This is a genomic window from Rhizobium skierniewicense (assembly GCF_014196515.1).
GTDB classification, from domain to species: Bacteria; Pseudomonadota; Alphaproteobacteria; order Rhizobiales; family Rhizobiaceae; genus Agrobacterium; species Agrobacterium skierniewicense.
This window is the reverse complement of the sequence record NZ_JACIDV010000007.1, coordinates 261,243-278,921: the sequence shown is the minus strand read 5'-3', so window position 1 is coordinate 278,921 and position 17,679 is coordinate 261,243. Positions and strand designations below refer to the sequence as shown.

The window sequence follows — 17,679 nt, the reverse complement described above, 5'->3', positions numbered from 1 at the left end:
ATCATCAAAGACTTGGGGCAGCCGGATTTCAGTCAAGCATCAATTGGGTTTCAAGAGCCACACTTATGCGGACTTCTTGTCGTCCTTGATTTCCTCATAGTCGGCATCGACGATATCGTCCTTGCCGCCTTCGGCAGAGCCTTCGCCGCCTTCAGCCTGCTGCGCTTCATAGATCGCCTGACCAAGCTTCATGGAGACTTCCATGAGGGTCTGTGTCTTGGCCTGAATGTCGTCTGCATCCGGCTCGGAAGCTTCGACAGACGTCTTCAGCGCGGCAATGGCATCTTCGATGGCCTTGCGGTCCGTCTCGGAAACCTTGTCGCCATACTCCTTAACCGACTTTTCGGTAGAGTGGATCAGGCTTTCGGCCTGGTTCTTGGCTTCAACACCGGCGCGACGCTTCTTGTCGGTCTCGGCGTTGGCCTCGGCATCCTTGACCATCTTTTCGATGTCGGCGTCCGACAGGCCACCAGATGCCTGGATACGGATCTGCTGCTCCTTGCCGGTACCCTTGTCCTTTGCAGAAACCTGCACGATGCCGTTGGCGTCGATATCGAAGGTGACTTCGATCTGCGGAACGCCGCGGGGTGCTGGCGGCAGCCCAACGAGGTCGAACTGACCAAGCGACTTGTTGTCGGCAGCCATTTCGCGCTCGCCCTGGCTGACGCGGATGGTGACGGCAGACTGGCTGTCTTCGGCTGTCGAGAAGGTTTGGCTCTTCTTGGTCGGGATCGTCGTGTTACGGTCGATCAGACGTGTGAACACGCCACCCAGCGTCTCGATGCCCAGCGACAGAGGCGTCACGTCGAGAAGCAGGACGTCCTTGACGTCACCCTGCAGAACGCCAGCCTGAATGGCCGCACCCATCGCAACCACCTCATCCGGGTTCACACCCTTATGCGGCTCCTTGCCAAACAGCTGCTTGACGATTTCCTGCACCTTCGGCATGCGGCTCATGCCGCCGACGAGAACCACTTCTTCGATCTCGGCTGCGGTCAGACCAGCATCCTTCAGCGCTGCCTTGCACGGTGCAACGGTGCGCTGGACCAGATCGTCAACCAGGCTTTCGAACTTGGCGCGGGTCAGTTTCAGTGTCAGGTGCTTGGGACCGGTCGCGTCAGCTGTGATGAACGGCAGGTTGATTTCCGTCTGCTGAGAAGATGACAGTTCGATCTTTGCCTTTTCAGCGGCTTCCTTCAGGCGCTGAAGCGCAAGCTTGTCGCCCTTCAGATCGATGCCCTGATCCTTCTTGAATTCACCAGCCAGATATTCGACCAGACGCATGTCGAAGTCTTCACCGCCAAGGAACGTATCGCCATTGGTGGATTTTACTTCGAAAACGCCGTCACCGATTTCCAGAACGGAGATATCGAAGGTACCGCCGCCCAAGTCGTACACGGCAATCGTCTTGCCTTCCTTCTTGTCGAGGCCATAGGCCAGGGCAGCAGCGGTCGGCTCGTTGATAATGCGCAGAACCTCAAGACCGGCGATGCGGCCTGCGTCCTTGGTTGCCTGACGCTGTGCGTCGTTGAAGTAGGCAGGAACGGTGATGACGGCCTTTTCGACCTTTTCACCGAGATAGGATTCGGCTGTTTCCTTCATTTTCTGAAGAATCATGGCGGAAATCTGGGAAGGAGAATAGCCCTTGCCCTGTGCCTGAACCCAGGCGTCGCCGTTGTCACCCTTGACGATCTCGAACGGGACGAGGCCCTTGTCTTTCTCGACGGTAGGGTCTTCGTAGCGGCGACCGATCAGACGCTTCACGGCAAACAGAGTGTTGGTTGGGTTGGTGACGGCCTGACGCTTTGCAGGCTGGCCGACCAGACGCTCGCCATCGTCGCTGAATGCAACCATGGAAGGGGTCGTGCGTGCACCTTCCGCGTTTTCAATAACTCTAATGTCCTTGCCGTCCATCACTGCAACGCAGGAATTGGTCGTGCCAAGGTCGATACCGATTACTTTTGCCATTTTTCTTCTCTCCTTGAAGCGAGTCGTCGGAACCCCGGGAGGCATTCCATTGACAACTCCTTGACTTGGATGGGTCTTCCGGTTTTGTCAGCATTTCTGCTGGTCTGCGGGGTATATAAGGAGCGATTTTTCAGGCTGCAAGGCGATAGCGCTGCTGAGAGGTGCAAAAAAAAGAAATGAAGCCCTCATATGCGTATGAAGTCCCTCCGCGTGCAGGCGCTCCATCCGAATGCAGGAAACTTTGGACCTTTGGGTATCGAAGCCAAATCCCTGAAAACCGTCACGTGTCTGTCACGCACAGTTCCTACAGGCGAATATATCTTCGACCCAATACCCATCCCGCGAGGTTGCCAAGCGCAAATTTCTCGCGCTGCTTGTCGCAACCGCCATTCTCGCAGGTGCCGCACAGGCTGCGCCCGTCTATCCCCTCGACCGTGCGGCGATCCTCATAGGCTCGCCTTTTGTTTTCAAGGTCGGGTTCAAGGGCGTCGTCAAACCTGAAGACGTCAAGCTCATGTCCAAGGGCATGATCGGCCACAAGACGGCCGTAAATGCACTTGGCGTCTATGGCGACCGCACACCCGCAAGCCTCGACGACCCGCGCGTCGAGACGATGGCAGTGGCTCTGCGCCGCCGGACAAGGAAGTCCATCGGCATCGGGACGACCGCCGAATTGCAGGACGCGACGTCTGCGGCCGTCGTGTCACACGCTCGCAAACGCGCCGACAAGGCCGAGATCACCGGCATGATGTACGACGTCAAGCCATAGGTTGTTCTGGGTGGTGGCTCCGCCGGCTTCCTCGGCGAGAACGACAAGGATGACATCAAGCTATTCAAGGACGCCGGTTAGACACTGGCAACCGACAGGAGCGAACTGGAAAAGCCGAAGGGTCCAACACCGGAAAGCTTCTGGTCTCTCCCATCCCTCCAATATGGATACGGTTCTTGATCGCAACGTCCTCAAAAAGGGTGCCGTCGACAAGTTTCCGAATCAGCCTGGTCTCGTTGACATGTTCAAGGCCGCTCTTCGTTAGCTTTCGAAAAACCAGGCCGGCTTCGTCCTGACGGTCGAAGCGGTAAACATCGACAAGATGTCCCACCCGCTGGACTGGGGCCGCGCCGTGATGGAGACCATCGAATTCGACAAAGCCCTTGGCGTTGCCAGTGAATTCGCGGCCAAGAACCCGGATACGGCTGATCGTCGTTACAGGTGACCAGACCCATGGCGTTTCCATCGTCGGCACGGTCGATGACGACAAGCCGGGCGGTGAAACGCGCGCCACGATCATTCATCTCGCTCATCGTATGGACGGAGTTGTTCGCATTGTTTGCACCAGGCATCGCGCTGGGCTTTGCCCTCGGTTTTGCCGCCGCAAACATCATCACCGGCATGCTCGTCGCCAAAAGTGGCGTGGTCATGCCGGTGGAATTTGCGCGGGCTGATGCGACCCAGGCTGCTCTGTTGCTTGTCGTCGCAGCGGTTCTGGCCATCCTGCCTGCACGGCTGGCCTACCGCCAGTCACCGGCCGAAGCGCTTCGCGGATAAGCGCTACCGGTCGGGCTTCAGTGTGGCTCGATATGCGCCTTGTGGAAGATGTCGTCCTGCGACGGTATCGCCTGACGCTCGATCATACGGTGAACGCGTGGGCGTGTCGAACCGCGGTGAAGCCTTAAAATACTGTCCCAGCTTTCCGCATCGGCCTGGGTCCGGCGGTGATTGTGGCGCACATATTCCACCCATGTCGGAACGTGGTAAATCTCGGTCCAGACGTCGGGGTTCTCCAGATCGCGCATCAGCGTCCAGTTCTGCGCGCCGTCTCGCAGACGAATGCGCCGCCGCTCCACCATGATCGCCATGAACTCCGGCAAATCGCTGTCGTCGATTTCGTAATCGACCAGAATAGCGATAGGGCCGCTGCGGGGCTTGATATCGAGGCGCAGGTTCGGCTCCACGAAGCGGTTGAGCGGATCGAGATTGAGCGATGCGAAGGCGGGCATAGTGAGCTTGAAACCAACGAGAACGCCGAGCAGCATCAGCACGCACGAACAGAGCAAGGAGTAGGTCAGGCCGTAATCTTCCGCCAGCGAGCCCCACAACCAGCTACCCACTGCGATGCCACCGAACGTCAGCGTCTGGTAGAGCGACAGCGCGCGCCCCACCACCCAGCGCGGCGTCGACAGCTGCACGATGGTGTTGAACAGCGAAAGCGCCAGCACCCAGCTTGCACCCGAGACGGTAAGAACGAGGGCCGTCAGTATGGCATTGGTGCTGATGGCCGTCACACCGGCGCTGAAGGCAAAGCCGAGGAAGGCGACGCGAACGATCCATTCGCTGCTCAGCGTTTCACGCAGACGGGCGCTGATCAGCGCTCCACCGATGGCGCCGACCCCGAACGCGCCGAGCATGATGCCGTAGGTAAGTGGCCCGCCCTGCACGAGATCGCGGGCGACCAGTGGCATGAGGGCTAAAATCGCGCTGGCCGACAGGCCGAACAGAAAGCCACGGACCAGAACCTTGCCGATATTCGGCGACATCGCCACGTAGCGCATCCCCGCCGAAATCGCGGCCAACAGATGCTCGCGTGGCAAGGTCGACGTATTTTTCGGCGGCTGCCATTTGATGAGGGCATAGATCAGCGTGAAATAACTGAAGGTGTTGACGAGAAATGCTGCCGCCGCCCCCGCAATCGCGACGATGACGCCGCCGATGGCGGGCCCGACGCTGCGGGTGATGTTGAAGCCGACGCTGTTGAGGGTCACGGCCGCGGGCAGGTCTTCACGCGGCACCATTTCGCCGACGGACGCCTGCCATGACGGATTGTTGAGAGCCGTGCCGCAACCGATCATGAAGGTGAAAAACAAAAGCAACCAAGGCGACAGCCAGCCAAACCAGGCGAAAACGGTCAGCATGACGGAGGCGGTCAACATCAGGAACTGAGCCGAAATCATGATACGGCGGCGGTCGAGACTGTCCGCAAGTGCGCCTGACACAAGGGAGAACAGCATGATGGGAAGGGAGGTCGATGCCTGCACCAGCGCGATCATGTTTTCCGACGAGGACAGCGCCGTCATCATCCATGCAGCACCCACTGCCTGGATGAGCCCGCCAAAATTGGAGGCGATGCTCGCAAACCAGATCGTTCTGTAGGTTTGATGCTTGAGCGGCGTGAGGGGAGATTTTCTATCGGGCACGGGCAGTCCAATGGATGCAATTGCTGGTGATGAGGCGGACACTATAGACGCCGTTTGAGAGGATGCTACTGTTTCAGGCTCTCCCAAGGTAAAATTGTGACGATAGCCAATTTCGCAGCGCTTGCGCCTTATCCTTGCATTATCGGCGTTAAGGGTTTATACGGACCTTCAAATTCTTGATCGTCTGATGAAGAGTGGGGTCGCAAGGCCCCGCTCTTTTTCGTTAGGCGCCCTGAAAACCGGCATGAACGCCGGTTTTGGACATGAGACCGGAAGGCCACGATGGCAGAAGCCGAACCAAGACTGATAACCGAAACGGGTGTGGACCAGCGCATCGCCGAGATCATCGAGCCGGTGCTGACAGGCATGGGATACCTGCTGGTCAGGGTTCGCCTGTCCAGCCAGAATGGCTCCACCTTGCAGGTGATGGCTGAGCGCGAAGACGGAACCATGACCGTTCAGGACTGCGAAGCGGTGTCTTTGGCGATTTCTCCGGTTCTGGATGTAGAAGATCCCGTTCAAACGGCGTATCATCTGGAAGTGTCGTCGCCTGGCATCGACAGGCCGATGGTGCGTAAGATAGATTTTGCGCGCTGGCAGGGCCATATCGTCAAGGTCGAGACATCGATCCTGGTGGACAACCGCAAGCGCTTTCGTGGCAAGATTGCGGGTGTCGAAGAAGACGGTTTCAAGCTCGAGCGCGATCAGATTGCTTACGGCGAGGAGCCGGTGGTGATGATACCGTTCAACACGCTGTCCGACGCAAAGCTGATCCTGACGGATGAACTCATTCGCGACGCGCTGAAGGCGGACAAGCAGGCCAAGGCCGCTGCTGCCAACCAGAACGAAGAAGCAGACGAAGACTAATTCCAACGTATAAGCCCTCATAACCCGGGCAAAACGACATACGGAGACATGAAAATGGCAGTCAGTGCTAACAGGCTTGAGCTTCTGCAGATCGCCGATGCTGTGGCGCGCGAAAAGGTCATCGACCGCGAAATCGTGCTGGCCGCAATGGCCGATGCCATCCAGAAGGCTGCCCGCTCGCGTTACGGTTCTGAGACCAATATTCGCGCAGACATCAACTCCAAGACCGGCGAGATCCGCTTGCAGCGTCTGCTCGAAGTGGTCGAGAAGGCTGAAGACTACGGCACGCAGATTCCGCTGGAACTGGCCCGTGACCGCAACGTCGATGCCAAGATCGGTGACTACATCGCCGATCCGCTGCCGCCGATGGATTTCGGCCGCATCGCAGCTCAGTCCGCCAAGCAGGTCATCGTCCAGAAGGTTCGTGAAGCCGAGCGTGACCGTCAGTATGACGAATTCAAGGATCGCATCGGTGAGATCATCAACGGCACCGTCAAGCGCGTCGAATACGGCAACGTCATCGTCGATCTGGGCCGTGGTGAAGGCATCATTCGTCGCGACGAGATGATCCCGCGCGAAAACCTGCGTTATGGCGACCGCGTTCGTGCCTTCGTCTACGACGTGCGCCGCGAACAGCGTGGCCCGCAGATTTTCCTGTCACGCACGCACCCGCAATTCATGGTCAAGCTTTTCACCATGGAAGTGCCTGAAATCTACGACGGCATCATCCAGATCAAGTCCGTTGCCCGTGACCCGGGTTCACGTGCCAAGATCGCGGTTATCTCCAACGATTCGTCGATCGATCCGGTCGGCGCCTGCGTCGGTATGCGCGGCTCGCGCGTTCAGGCTGTCGTGGGTGAGCTTCAGGGCGAAAAGATCGACATCATTCCCTGGTCGCAGGACCCGGCATCCTTCATCGTCAACGCCCTTCAGCCCGCTGAAGTGTCCAAGGTTGTTCTCGACGAAGAAGCCGAGCGTATCGAAGTCGTCGTGCCCGATGAGCAGCTGTCGCTCGCTATCGGTCGTCGCGGACAGAACGTACGTCTCGCGTCGCAACTGACCGGCTGGGACATCGACATCATGACGGAAGCCGAAGAGTCGGAGCGTCGTCAGAAGGAATTCAACGAACGCACCGGCATTTTCATGGAAGCGCTGGATGTGGACGAAATGGTTGGCCAGGTTCTGGCGTCCGAAGGCTTCGCGCAGGTCGAAGAACTCGCCTATGTGGACTTGAGCGAAATTTCCTCCATTGACGGTTTCGACGAAGATACGGCTGTCGAAATCCAGACGCGCGCCAAGGAATATCTGGAACGCATCGAGACTGAAATGGACGCAAAGCGCAAGGAACTCGGCGTTACCGACGAGCTTCTCCAGATCGATGGTTTGACATCACAGATGTTGGTTGCGCTGGGTGAGGAAGGTGTCAAGACCATCGAAGACTTTGCAGGTTGCGCCGCCGACGATCTGGTCGGCTGGAGCGAACGCAAGGATGGCGAGACCAAGAAGTTTGAAGGCACCTTCTCAAAGCTCGACGTTTCGCGTGTCGAAGCTGAGAACATGATCGTTCAGGCCCGCCTTCTGGCTGGCTGGATTACGCAAGAGGATCTTGCGGCTCAGCAGGAAGACCTTGGCATCGAGGAGGCGGATACCGCCGATCAGGAATGATTTCGCAATCGCATGAGCCGGACGAATTGGTCGATGACGACCAGTTCGAAGGCACCGCAAGTGAGCGGATGTGCATTGTGACGCGACAAATCGGAACACCGGATGAGTTGATCCGTTTTGTCGCAGGCCCGGACCAGAGTGTTGTTCCGGACCTGAAACGCCAATTGCCGGGGCGCGGTTGCTGGGTCACACCCGAGCGCGCCCTGATCGAAAAGGCCATTGCGAAGAAACTCTTTGCACGGGCCTTGAAGACGGATGTGAAAGCCGGACCGGACCTTCTGGATATGATGGACCGGTTGATGGCGCAGCAGCTGGCCGGGATGATGAACATGGCTCGAAAGGCGGGCCAGTTCATTTCCGGCGCAACGAAGGTCGATGCCTCCGTACGATCGGGAAAGGCGCTTGCCGTCTTTCACGCAACCGATGCAGCGCCTGATGGCGTGAGAAAGATAAATCAGGCCCGCAAGGCCTGGACACTCGGCTCAGGCGCCGAGACGGAAATACCGTCCTTTCAGCTCTTCAGTGAGCAGGAAATGGACGACCTGATGGGCCAGAATGCTTTTATCCATGCCTGCGCGCTTGCAGGACAGGCGGGTGAGGGTGTAGTGAAGCGCGCAAAGATGCTCGAGCGGTATCGCCATGGCGAAAAACCTCGGGAAGAAATTGACGCTGCCCGGATGGAAACACAATGACGCGGTTATCGGACATGACCGTCTACCGCGTTCGGATACAGCAATTGTAGAGACAGGGTCTGGTGACGTCATCCGGCTCTCGTCTGAAGGAACGGGAACGGAATGACCGACAACAACGACGACAAGACACAGAATGCACCAGCCAAGAAGACCCTGACACTCAAGCCGAGTGGGGCGTCTCAAGGTACTGTGCGTCAAGATATGGGTCGAGGTCGCACGAACGCGGTTGTGGTGGAAACACGCAAGCGCCGCCCTTTGCGTCCCGAAGACGAAAAGCATGTGATTGCACCGATTGCCGCACGCCCGGCCGCACCGGCTGCCGCTGCTCCAGCCGCGCCGCGCCCGCAGCAGCCTCAGCAGCGCAGTCACCAGTCCGGTAATCAGCAACGTCCAGCTCCGTCGTCGCAGCCACAGCGCCAGCCGGATCGTCCACGCGGCAACGTGTTGCACGATCTCTCGGCCGGTGAAATGGATGCACGCCGTCGTGCCCTTGCGGAGGCGCAGGCCCGCGACATCGTGGAAGCCAAGCAGCGCGCTGAAGAAGAAGCCCGCCGCAAGGTAGAAGAAGAAGCCCGCCTCATCGCGGAAAAAGAAGAAGCTATCGTTCGCGCCAGGGAAGAGGCTGCCGCCGCCAAGATCGCGGCCTCTCAGCCGGCGCCGGTTGCCCCCGTGGAAACTCCGGCCGATACCTCGGCACAGCCCGCGGGTCAGGATGCGCGTTCGCAACCGACACGGAATGTTGCGCCTGCCGCGGCACCTGCTCCCGGCTTGACGCCGGCACGCGGCACGCCAGGCGCGCGCCGGACCGAAAAAGAGGAAGAGGACGAGCGCAGCAACCAGCGCCGTGGCAATCTGCCTGTTCGCGGCAAGGTCGCGACACCGGTTCCTGCCAAGCCTGCCGCACGCCTCAAGACGGAAGAAGAACGCCGTCGTGGCAAGCTGACGGTGACATCCAATCTGGAAGAAGATGGTCAGGCCCGTGGCCGTTCGCTGTCTGCCATGCGTCGTCGTCAGGAGAAGTTCCGTCGCGGCCAGATGCAGGAAACCCGCGAAAAGGTCATGCGCGAAGTTATCTTGCCTGAGACCATCACCATTCAGGAACTGTCGCAGCGTATGTCCGAACGGGCCGTCGATGTGATCAAGTATCTGATGAAGGAAGGTCAGATGATGAAGCCGGGCGACGTCATCGACGCCGATCTGGCCGAGCTGATCGCAGGCGAATTCGGTCATACGGTCAAGCGCGTCTCGGAATCCGACATCGAAGAAGGCATCTTCAACGTGTCTGACGAAGATGGCGGCGGTGAACTGGTTTCGCGTCCTCCTGTCGTCACCATCATGGGTCACGTCGACCACGGCAAGACATCGCTTCTCGACGCAATCCGTCAGACCAGCGTCGTTTCCGGTGAAGCCGGTGGCATCACCCAGCATATCGGTGCTTACCAGGTCGAGAAGAACGGTCACAAGATCACCTTCATCGATACCCCTGGCCACGCCGCCTTTACGGCCATGCGTGCCCGTGGTGCGCAGGCAACCGATATCGCGATCCTTGTCGTTGCAGCCGACGACAGCGTGATGCCGCAAACGATTGAATCGATCAACCATGCGAAAGCCGCTGGCGTGCCGATCATCGTGGCGATCAACAAGATCGACAAGCACGAGGCAAATCCTGAAAAGGTTCGCCAACAGCTCCTGCAGCACGAAGTCTTCGTGGAATCCATGGGCGGTGAAGTTCTCGACGTCGAGGTTTCGGCCAAAAACAGGCTCAACCTCGACAAGCTTCTCGAAGCTGTTCTGCTTCAGGCCGAAATTCTCGATCTGAAGGCAAACATGAACCGTACTGCCGAAGGTACGGTCATCGAGGCTCAGCTCGATCGTGGTCGTGGCTCCGTGGCAACGGTTCTGGTCCAGAAGGGCGTCCTGCGTCCAGGTCAGATCATCGTTGCTGGCGACCAGTGGGGCCGTGTTCGCGCTCTGGTCAACGACAAGGGTGATCACGTCAAGGAAGCTGGTCCGGCCATGCCGGTCGAAGTTCTCGGTCTGTCGGGTACACCATCTGCCGGTGATCGCTTCGCGGTTGTCGAGAACGAGGGACGTGCCCGCGAAATTTCCGAGTACCGCCAGCGTTTGACGCGCGATAAGGCTGTCGCACGTCAGACCGGTCAGCGTGGTTCCCTGGAACAGATGATGACGCAGCTGCAGTCGACAGGCCGCAAGGACTTCCCACTGCTCATCAAGGGCGACGTGCAGGGCTCGATCGAAGCCATTGCCGGAGCGCTGGACAAGCTTGGAACGGACGAAGTTCGCGCTCGCATCATCCATTCGGGTGCCGGTGGTATCACCGAGTCCGATATCTCGCTGGCAGAAGCATCGAACGCCGCCATCATCGGCTTCAACGTTCGTGCCAATGTTCAGGCGCGTCAGGCTGCCGAACGGGCTGGTATCGAAATTCGCTACTACAACATCATCTACGATCTGGTGGATGACGTGAAGTCTGCGATGTCGGGCCTCCTGTCGCCGGAACGTCGCGAGACCTTCCTCGGCAACGCCGAAATCCTGGAAGTCTTCAACATCACCAAGGTCGGCAAGGTTGCCGGTTGCCGTGTGGTCGAAGGCAAGGTGGAACGTGGTGCAGGCGTTCGTCTGGTGCGCGACAATGTCGTTATCCACGAAGGCAAACTCAAGACGCTTAAGCGCTTCAAGGACGAAGTCGGCGAAGTGCCGGTCGGTCAGGAGTGCGGTATGGCATTCGAAAACTACGAAGACATCCGCGCTGGCGACACCATCGAGTGCTTCCGCGTAGAGCACATCACCAGAACGCTCTAAGCGTTTCGCCACACGAAATAAAACTGTCGGGCGCCGGCTTAACCGGCGCTCGCTCTGTTTGAGGCTTGATAAAATGGCAAAAGTAACATCATCCGCCCCTTCGCAACGCATGCTGCGCGTTGGCGAACAGGTCCGCGCTGCGGTGACCCGGATCCTGCAACGCGGAGAGGTGAACGACGATCTGATCGAAAAGACGGTGATTTCCATTTCGGAAGTGCGCATGTCCACCGATCTCAAGATCGCCACCGCTTACGTGACGCCGATTGGCGTGGACGATCACACCGATACGATCACGGCATTGAACCGTCACGCCAAATTTCTGCGCGGCCGCTTGGGTCCGCATCTGCGACAGCTGAAATATGTGCCGGAGCTGCGGTTCCGCGACGATACCAGCTTCGACAATTACAAGAAGATTGACGCACTGCTGCGCTCGCCGGAGGTTCAGCGCGATCTGGTACCTTCAACTGAAAAAGACGACGAACAGAACTGAAGCATGTCCAAACCACGCAAACAGCAGAACCGTAAGCCCAAGGGCCGGGCTATCTCCGGCTGGCTCATTCTCGACAAACCTTTCGATTTTGGCTCGACCGAAGCCGTCTCGAAGATCAAATGGCTCTTCAATGCCCAAAAGGCTGGCCACGCCGGAACACTCGATCCGCTCGCCTCCGGCATGCTGCCGATTGCGCTGGGTGATGCGACCAAGACCGTCCCTTATGTGATGGATGGCCGCAAGATCTATGAATTCACGGTCTCGTGGGGCGAAGAGCGTACCACCGATGATATGGAAGGCGACGTGCTCAACACCTCGACCGACCGTCCGGACGAGCAGGCGATCCGTGACCTGCTGCCGAATTACACCGGCACCATCATGCAGATACCACCGCAGTTTTCGGCCATCAAGATTGCCGGTGAACGCGCCTACGATATCGCACGCGGCGGTGAAGCCGTCGAAATCCCCGCCCGCGAAGTCATCATCCATCGCATAACGCTGTTGGCCTGCCCGGATGCCAACACGGCGCATTTCGAAGTCGAGTGCGGCAAGGGCACCTATGTGCGCGCGCTCGCCCGTGACCTGGGTCGCGATCTCGGCTGCTACGGCTTCATTTCGCAGCTGCGCCGCTCCATGGTGGCGCCCTTCGCGGAAGACACCATGGTTTCCTTGGAAAAGCTGATCGAATTCGAAGCCATCGAAGACCGCGACGAGAGAGCAGCAGCGCTTGACGCCTATCTTATTGACACATCGGAAGCCCTGTCGTCTCTACCGCATCTCATCATCAACGATGATCAGGCGCATCGTCTGAAGATGGGGAATGCAATCCTGTTGCGCGGCCGCGATGCGCCGACCCAGGAAATGGAAGCCTATGCCACGGCACGCGGCAAACTGATTGCCATTGGCGAGATTGCCGAAGGCGAGTTCCGCCCTAAGCGCGTTTTCGGTTGAACGCTCAGACATCCGGTCATCCCAAAGAGGCGGTTCCAATCGCCTCTTTCCTTTATGGACCAATTGGTTTATAGGCAGCGGCAGCTTGGGCAGCGCCCGCGCTAATGAATGGCCAGTGCTGGACGACATCCCGGTACTTGGCGTCCCGTTTTTCCTTAAATAGAAAGGATCGTCCGATGTCGATTACTGCAGAGCGCAAAGCCGCCCTCATCAAGGAATATGCCATCAAGGAAGGTGATACCGGTTCGCCGGAAGTTCAGGTCGCAATTTTGACCGAACGGATCAACAACCTGACAGGCCACTTCAAGGATCACAAGAAGGACAACCACTCGCGTCGTGGCCTTCTGACCATGGTTTCCAGCCGCCGTTCGCTTCTTGACTACGTCAAGAAGAAGGACGAAAGCCGTTACACCAAGCTGATCGGTGCCCTCGGTATCCGCCGCTAAAAACATGACACCGGCGGGGTTCATTCAGAAGTCCCGCCGGTTTCTTTATCCGCAGTCTTTTCAAGACGCGAAAACGAAGATGGGCCGGATGGGCCGGTGCCGTCTGACATAAACCGATGACCTGTCATGGGGCAGGATTGCCGGATGCTTTTGCAGCGCTTGAAGCGTTGCCGCATGTTTCTCGTACATGCCTTTGAGCCTCCCGCTGTCTTGCCCGTGACCTGTTAAAGCCTCCGTGTTTTCCTTCAATGTGAGAACCGGGGCTACATTTGAGGACAAGATATGTTCAATCAACATTCCGTCGAAATCGAGTGGGCAGGCCGCCCCTTAAGACTTGAGACAGGCAAAGTTGCCCGTCAGGCTGATGGCGCGGTTATCGCAACCTACGGCGAAACAATGGTTCTCGCGACCGTCGTTTCCGCCAAGTCGCCAAAGCCTGGTCAGGACTTCTTTCCGCTGACCGTCAACTACCAGGAAAAGACATATGCAGCCGGCAAGATCCCCGGTGGCTATTTCAAGCGCGAAGGTCGTCCTTCCGAAAAGGAAACGCTGGTTTCCCGCCTGATCGACCGTCCTATCCGCCCGCTGTTTCCTGAAGGCTACAAGAACGACACACAGGTTGTCGTCACCGTCATTCAGCACGATCTCGAAAATGACCCGGACGTCTTGTCCATGGTTGCCGCTTCTGCCGCCCTGACGCTCTCGGGCGTGCCTTTCATGGGCCCCGTCGGCGGCGCGCGCGTCGGCTATATCAACGGCGAATATGTTCTGAACCCGCATCTCGACGAGATGGACGAGTCTGTTCTCGACCTCGTCGTTGCCGGTACGCAGGACGCCGTCCTGATGGTTGAGTCCGAAGCCAAGGAACTTAACGAAGAAGTCATGCTCGGTGCCGTCATGTTCGGTCATCGCGGTTTCCAGCCGGTCATCGACGCCATCATCAAGCTGGCTGAAGTTGCTGCCAAGGAACCCCGCGAATTCGAGCCGGAAGATTTCTCCGCTCTCGAAGCTGAAATGCTCGGCGTTGCCGAAGCTGAACTGCGCGATGCTTACAAGATCACCGAAAAGGCTGCCCGTTACGCAGCCGTTGACGTCGCCAAGTCCAAGGTCAAGGCCCACTTCTTCCCAGAAGGTGCCGAGCCGAAGTACACCAACGAAGTCATCGGCGCTGTCTTCAAGCACCTTCAGGCGAAGATCGTTCGCTGGAACATTCTGGACACCAAGAGCCGCATCGACGGTCGCGACCTGTCCACTGTTCGTCCGATCGTATCTGAAGTCGGCATGCTGCCACGCACCCACGGTTCGGCGCTCTTCACACGCGGCGAAACCCAGGCCATCGTTGTTGCCACACTCGGCACCGGCGAAGACGAGCAGTACGTGGACAGCCTGACCGGCATGTACAAGGAACGCTTCCTTCTGCATTACAACTTCCCTCCCTACTCGGTTGGTGAAACCGGCCGCATGGGCTCCCCGGGCCGCCGCGAAATCGGTCACGGCAAGCTGGCGTGGCGCGCCATTCGTCCAATGCTGCCATCGCCTGAGCAGTTCCCTTACACGCTGCGCGTCGTCTCCGAGATCACCGAGTCGAACGGCTCGTCCTCGATGGCAACCGTTTGCGGCACATCGCTTGCTCTGATGGATGCAGGCGTTCCGCTTGCCAAGCCGGTTGCCGGTATTGCCATGGGCCTTATCCTTGAAGGCGAACGCTTTGCCGTTCTGTCGGACATCCTGGGTGACGAAGATCACCTCGGCGACATGGACTTCAAGGTTGCCGGTACAGCTGACGGCATCACCTCGCTGCAGATGGACATCAAGATCGCCGGTATCACCGAAGAGATCATGAAGGTCGCTCTGGAGCAGGCAAAGGGCGGTCGCACGCACATTCTCGGCGAAATGGCCAACGCCATCACCGAAGGACGTTCGCAGCTCGGCGAATTTGCACCACGCATCGAAGTCATGAACATTCCGGTCGACAAGATCCGTGAAGTCATCGGTTCCGGTGGTAAGGTCATCCGCGAAATCGTCGAAAAGACCGGCGCCAAGATCAACATCGAAGACGACGGTACCGTCAAGATCGCCTCGTCCTCGGGCAAGGAAATCGAAGCGGCCCGCAAGTGGATCCACTCCATCGTGGCAGAGCCTGAAGTTGGCATGATCTACGAAGGTACGGTCGTCAAGACTGCTGACTTCGGCGCATTCGTCAACTTCTTCGGCGCACGCGACGGTCTCGTCCACATCTCGCAGCTGGCATCCGATCGTGTTGCCAAGACCTCCGACGTCGTCAAGGAAGGCGACAAGGTTTGGGTCAAGCTGATGGGCTTTGACGAGCGTGGCAAGGTTCGCCTGTCCATGAAGGTTGTCGATCAGGCAACCGGCAAGGAAGCCGTTGCTGAAAAGAAGAGCGAAGGCGAAGCTGCCGAGTAAGGCTGCACGCGCTGAGCAATATCGAGGCGCGGGATATGTCCCGCGCCTTTTTTCTAGAGCGTTTCCGGTGAACACATGTTCACCGGAAACGCTCTATCTGTTTGTTTTACGCAATTCCGGACGCAAAACCGGTTCCCACTTTTGCTGGAATTGCTCTATTTGAACTTAGGACCGACCCCATGAGCCGCGACGCCGTCAAAACCCTGTTCCACCCTTTTGCTGCGCAGATGCTGGATGTGCCCGGCCAGGGAGAGCGCGTGCTGTTTCTGGGCGCGGAAGCAGGCGCCCCGCGCCTGGAGGGCTTCGATGCCACCATCACCGCTGTTCAGAACCTTCGCCCACTCTACCGTGCACTGCATGCGCAGGGCGTCGAGGTAACGCCGGAGATTTCGGGCGAAGACTACGACGTGGCACTTCTGATCGGCGGCAAACACCGGGGCGAAAACGAAAACCGCCTTGCAGAGGCGCTCATCCGCGTCAAGGCGGGCGGTCTGATCGTCGCTGCCGGTTCCAAGGAAGACGGCATCGTCACGCTGCGCAAGACCCTGTCGAAGCTGGGCATAGAGGCGGAATCGACACCGAAATATCACGGCGTCGCCATCTGGTTCAGACGTCCCGACGATGTTTCGGCAGCTGTTTCGAAGCTCCAGCAGGGTGCTGCCACCATCGATGGCCGCTTTACCGCGATGCCCGGCATGTTCTCGCACGACCGCGTGGACGGCGGCTCCGAACTTCTGGCATCACGCCTGCCGACAGACTTCGATGGCAACGCTGCCGATTTTGGCGCTGGCTGGGGTTATCTCTCCGTCATGCTGGCTGAAAAGTCCGCGCGCACTGCCCGCATCGATCTGTTCGAAGCCGATTGGAACGCGCTGGAATTGGCAAAAACCAATATGCTGGAAAACTGCCCGCGTCTGACCGCCCGCTTCTTCTGGCAGGATCTGGTGGCAGAGCCGCCAAAGGAAAAATACGACCTCATCATCATGAACCCGCCCTTCCATGCCAATGGTCAGGCGTCAGAGCCGGCCCTCGGACAGGCCATGATCAAGACGGCGGCGACGGCACTGCGCAGCGGCGGAAAGCTGCTGATGGTCGCCAATCGCGGCATGCCCTATGAGACGATCCTGTCCACCGAATTCCGCTCCAGCCAGGAAGTCTGCCGCAATTCCCGCTTCAAGGTCTTGAGCGCGCAGAAGTAATCAGCTCAGGAGCCACGCCCAGAACGACACGGTCAGCACACCGAACAGGGTAGAAATGCTGATCGTGGAAGCTGCAATGCTGTGGCCGATGCCGAAGCGGTTGGCCAAAAGCCAGGAATTGATGCCGGTCGGCACACAGGATGTCAGAACCAGTGCGGCGGTCCATGCCGGGCTCAAGCCCAGAGCATGGGCGGTGACCCACACACACGCCGGTAGCAAAATCAGCTTCAATGCGGTCATCGTCACCGCAATACGCAAATTGCCGCGAATGGGATATTTGGTCAGTGCCATGCCCAGCGAAATCAGTGCCGCAGGTCCTGCCATGCTGGCGATTTGATCGATGACGGTCGTCATGACCTCAGGCATGGTGAAGCCCGTCATATTGAAGCCCAAGCCCAGCAAAAGCGCGATCACCAGGGGGTTTTGCGCCAGATTTCGTCCCACCTGCTTTAGAACGGCAAACGCATTGCGCTTTTCTCCGCCCAGAACCTTATGGGTGGCATTTTCCATGAGGATCGTTCCGGCAATCATCATGATCGGCAGGTGTATCACCAGCAGAATGGAAATCGCCACGATGCCGTCGCTCCCGATGGAGCGACCGACAAGCGGCAGGCCGATGAAGATGTTGTTGGCAAAGGCCGATGATATGCCGGCGACGACGCTGATACGCAAATCCTGCTTGAAGACGTGCCGCGTCACCAGCTGTCCCACGGTCCAGGTCACTGCGACACCGGCAAAATAAGTGACCCACAGCTTGAACGGCGAGGCGCCGTGAAAATCGGCAGACGCCAGCGTGCGAAAAATCAGTGTGGGAACGGCGATCTTGAACACGAAGTCGCTGAGAACATCGCTGGCGTCCACCTTGAAAAGCTTGACCTTGACCGTCATCCAGCCAATGAGAATCAGAAGGAAGATCGGCGCGACATTGATGGCGACAGCATACATTGCGGAGGTACTTTCGC

The 17,679-nt window shown here is 58.4% G+C and carries 12 protein-coding genes and 2 pseudogenes; 11 read left to right on the top strand and 3 right to left on the bottom strand.

Annotated elements, in window-relative coordinates:
* Positions 1–63 precede the first annotated feature (63 nt).
* Positions 64–1,968 (bottom strand): molecular chaperone DnaK, encoded by a 1,905-nt coding sequence (dnaK, locus tag GGQ73_RS13625; protein ID WP_174151719.1) that lies wholly within the window; start codon positions 1,966–1,968, stop codon positions 64–66.
* Positions 1,969–2,284: 316 nt separating this feature from the next.
* Between dnaK and GGQ73_RS13620 the strand changes: the two are divergent.
* Positions 2,285–3,255 (top strand): annotated as a pseudogene (locus tag GGQ73_RS13620) (alkaline phosphatase); the annotation flags it as partial.
* A pseudogene (locus GGQ73_RS22960) lies at positions 3,245–3,514 on the top strand (FtsX-like permease family protein); the annotation flags it as partial. The pseudogenes GGQ73_RS13620 and GGQ73_RS22960, both read left to right, overlap by 11 nt.
* 17 nt (positions 3,515–3,531) lie before the next feature.
* On the opposite strand, the gene GGQ73_RS13615 reads toward GGQ73_RS22960, so the two are convergent.
* Positions 3,532–5,160: an MFS transporter gene (locus GGQ73_RS13615; protein WP_183896773.1), complete on the bottom strand. Its 1,629-nt coding sequence runs from the start codon at positions 5,158–5,160 to the stop codon at positions 3,532–3,534.
* Positions 5,161–5,442: 282 nt separating this feature from the next.
* Here GGQ73_RS13615 and rimP point away from each other — a divergent pair, with 282 nt between their 5' ends.
* The 9 genes from rimP (at position 5,443) to GGQ73_RS13570 (ending at position 16,717) form a co-directional block, all read left to right on the top strand.
* Positions 5,443–6,027, top strand: coding sequence for a ribosome maturation factor RimP (rimP, locus tag GGQ73_RS13610; protein ID WP_174151722.1), 585 nt, complete (start codon positions 5,443–5,445; stop codon positions 6,025–6,027).
* A 54-nt stretch (positions 6,028–6,081) separates the two neighbouring features.
* Positions 6,082–7,692, top strand: coding sequence for a transcription termination factor NusA (nusA, locus tag GGQ73_RS13605; RefSeq protein WP_174151723.1), 1,611 nt, complete (start codon positions 6,082–6,084; stop codon positions 7,690–7,692).
* Complete coding sequence (locus GGQ73_RS13600; RefSeq protein ID WP_174151724.1) at positions 7,689–8,384, top strand: RNA-binding protein; 696 nt, start codon at positions 7,689–7,691, stop codon at positions 8,382–8,384. The genes nusA and GGQ73_RS13600 overlap by 4 nt, the downstream gene beginning before the upstream one ends.
* A gap of 102 nt (positions 8,385–8,486) precedes the next feature.
* Positions 8,487–11,207 carry a translation initiation factor IF-2 gene (infB, locus tag GGQ73_RS13595; RefSeq protein WP_183896772.1) on the top strand — a complete coding sequence of 907 codons (2,721 nt, stop codon included), beginning with the start codon at positions 8,487–8,489 and terminating at the stop codon, positions 11,205–11,207.
* A 73-nt stretch (positions 11,208–11,280) separates the two neighbouring features.
* A complete protein-coding gene (rbfA, locus tag GGQ73_RS13590; RefSeq protein WP_183896771.1) occupies positions 11,281–11,697 on the top strand; it encodes a 30S ribosome-binding factor RbfA in 417 nt (138 codons plus the stop codon).
* 3 nt (positions 11,698–11,700) lie between these two features.
* Positions 11,701–12,648: a tRNA pseudouridine(55) synthase TruB gene (gene truB, locus GGQ73_RS13585; RefSeq protein ID WP_174151727.1), complete on the top strand. Its 948-nt coding sequence runs from the start codon at positions 11,701–11,703 to the stop codon at positions 12,646–12,648.
* Positions 12,649–12,824: 176 nt separating this feature from the next.
* Complete coding sequence (gene rpsO, locus GGQ73_RS13580) at positions 12,825–13,094, top strand: 30S ribosomal protein S15 (RefSeq protein WP_067649741.1); 270 nt, start codon at positions 12,825–12,827, stop codon at positions 13,092–13,094.
* Between the two features lie 282 nt (positions 13,095–13,376).
* On the top strand, positions 13,377–15,518 hold the full coding sequence (gene pnp, locus GGQ73_RS13575) for a polyribonucleotide nucleotidyltransferase (protein WP_183896770.1): 2,142 nt from the start codon (positions 13,377–13,379) through the stop codon (positions 15,516–15,518).
* A gap of 179 nt (positions 15,519–15,697) precedes the next feature.
* The gene (locus GGQ73_RS13570; RefSeq protein WP_183896769.1) at positions 15,698–16,717 is read left to right on the top strand and encodes a class I SAM-dependent methyltransferase; all 1,020 of its coding nucleotides are present in this window, start codon (positions 15,698–15,700) and stop codon (positions 16,715–16,717) included.
* Here the strand turns inward: GGQ73_RS13570 and GGQ73_RS13565 are convergent, their stop codons facing one another.
* Complete coding sequence (locus tag GGQ73_RS13565) at positions 16,718–17,662, bottom strand: AEC family transporter (RefSeq protein ID WP_183896768.1); 945 nt, start codon at positions 17,660–17,662, stop codon at positions 16,718–16,720.
* Between the last annotated feature and the right edge of the window lie 17 nt (positions 17,663–17,679).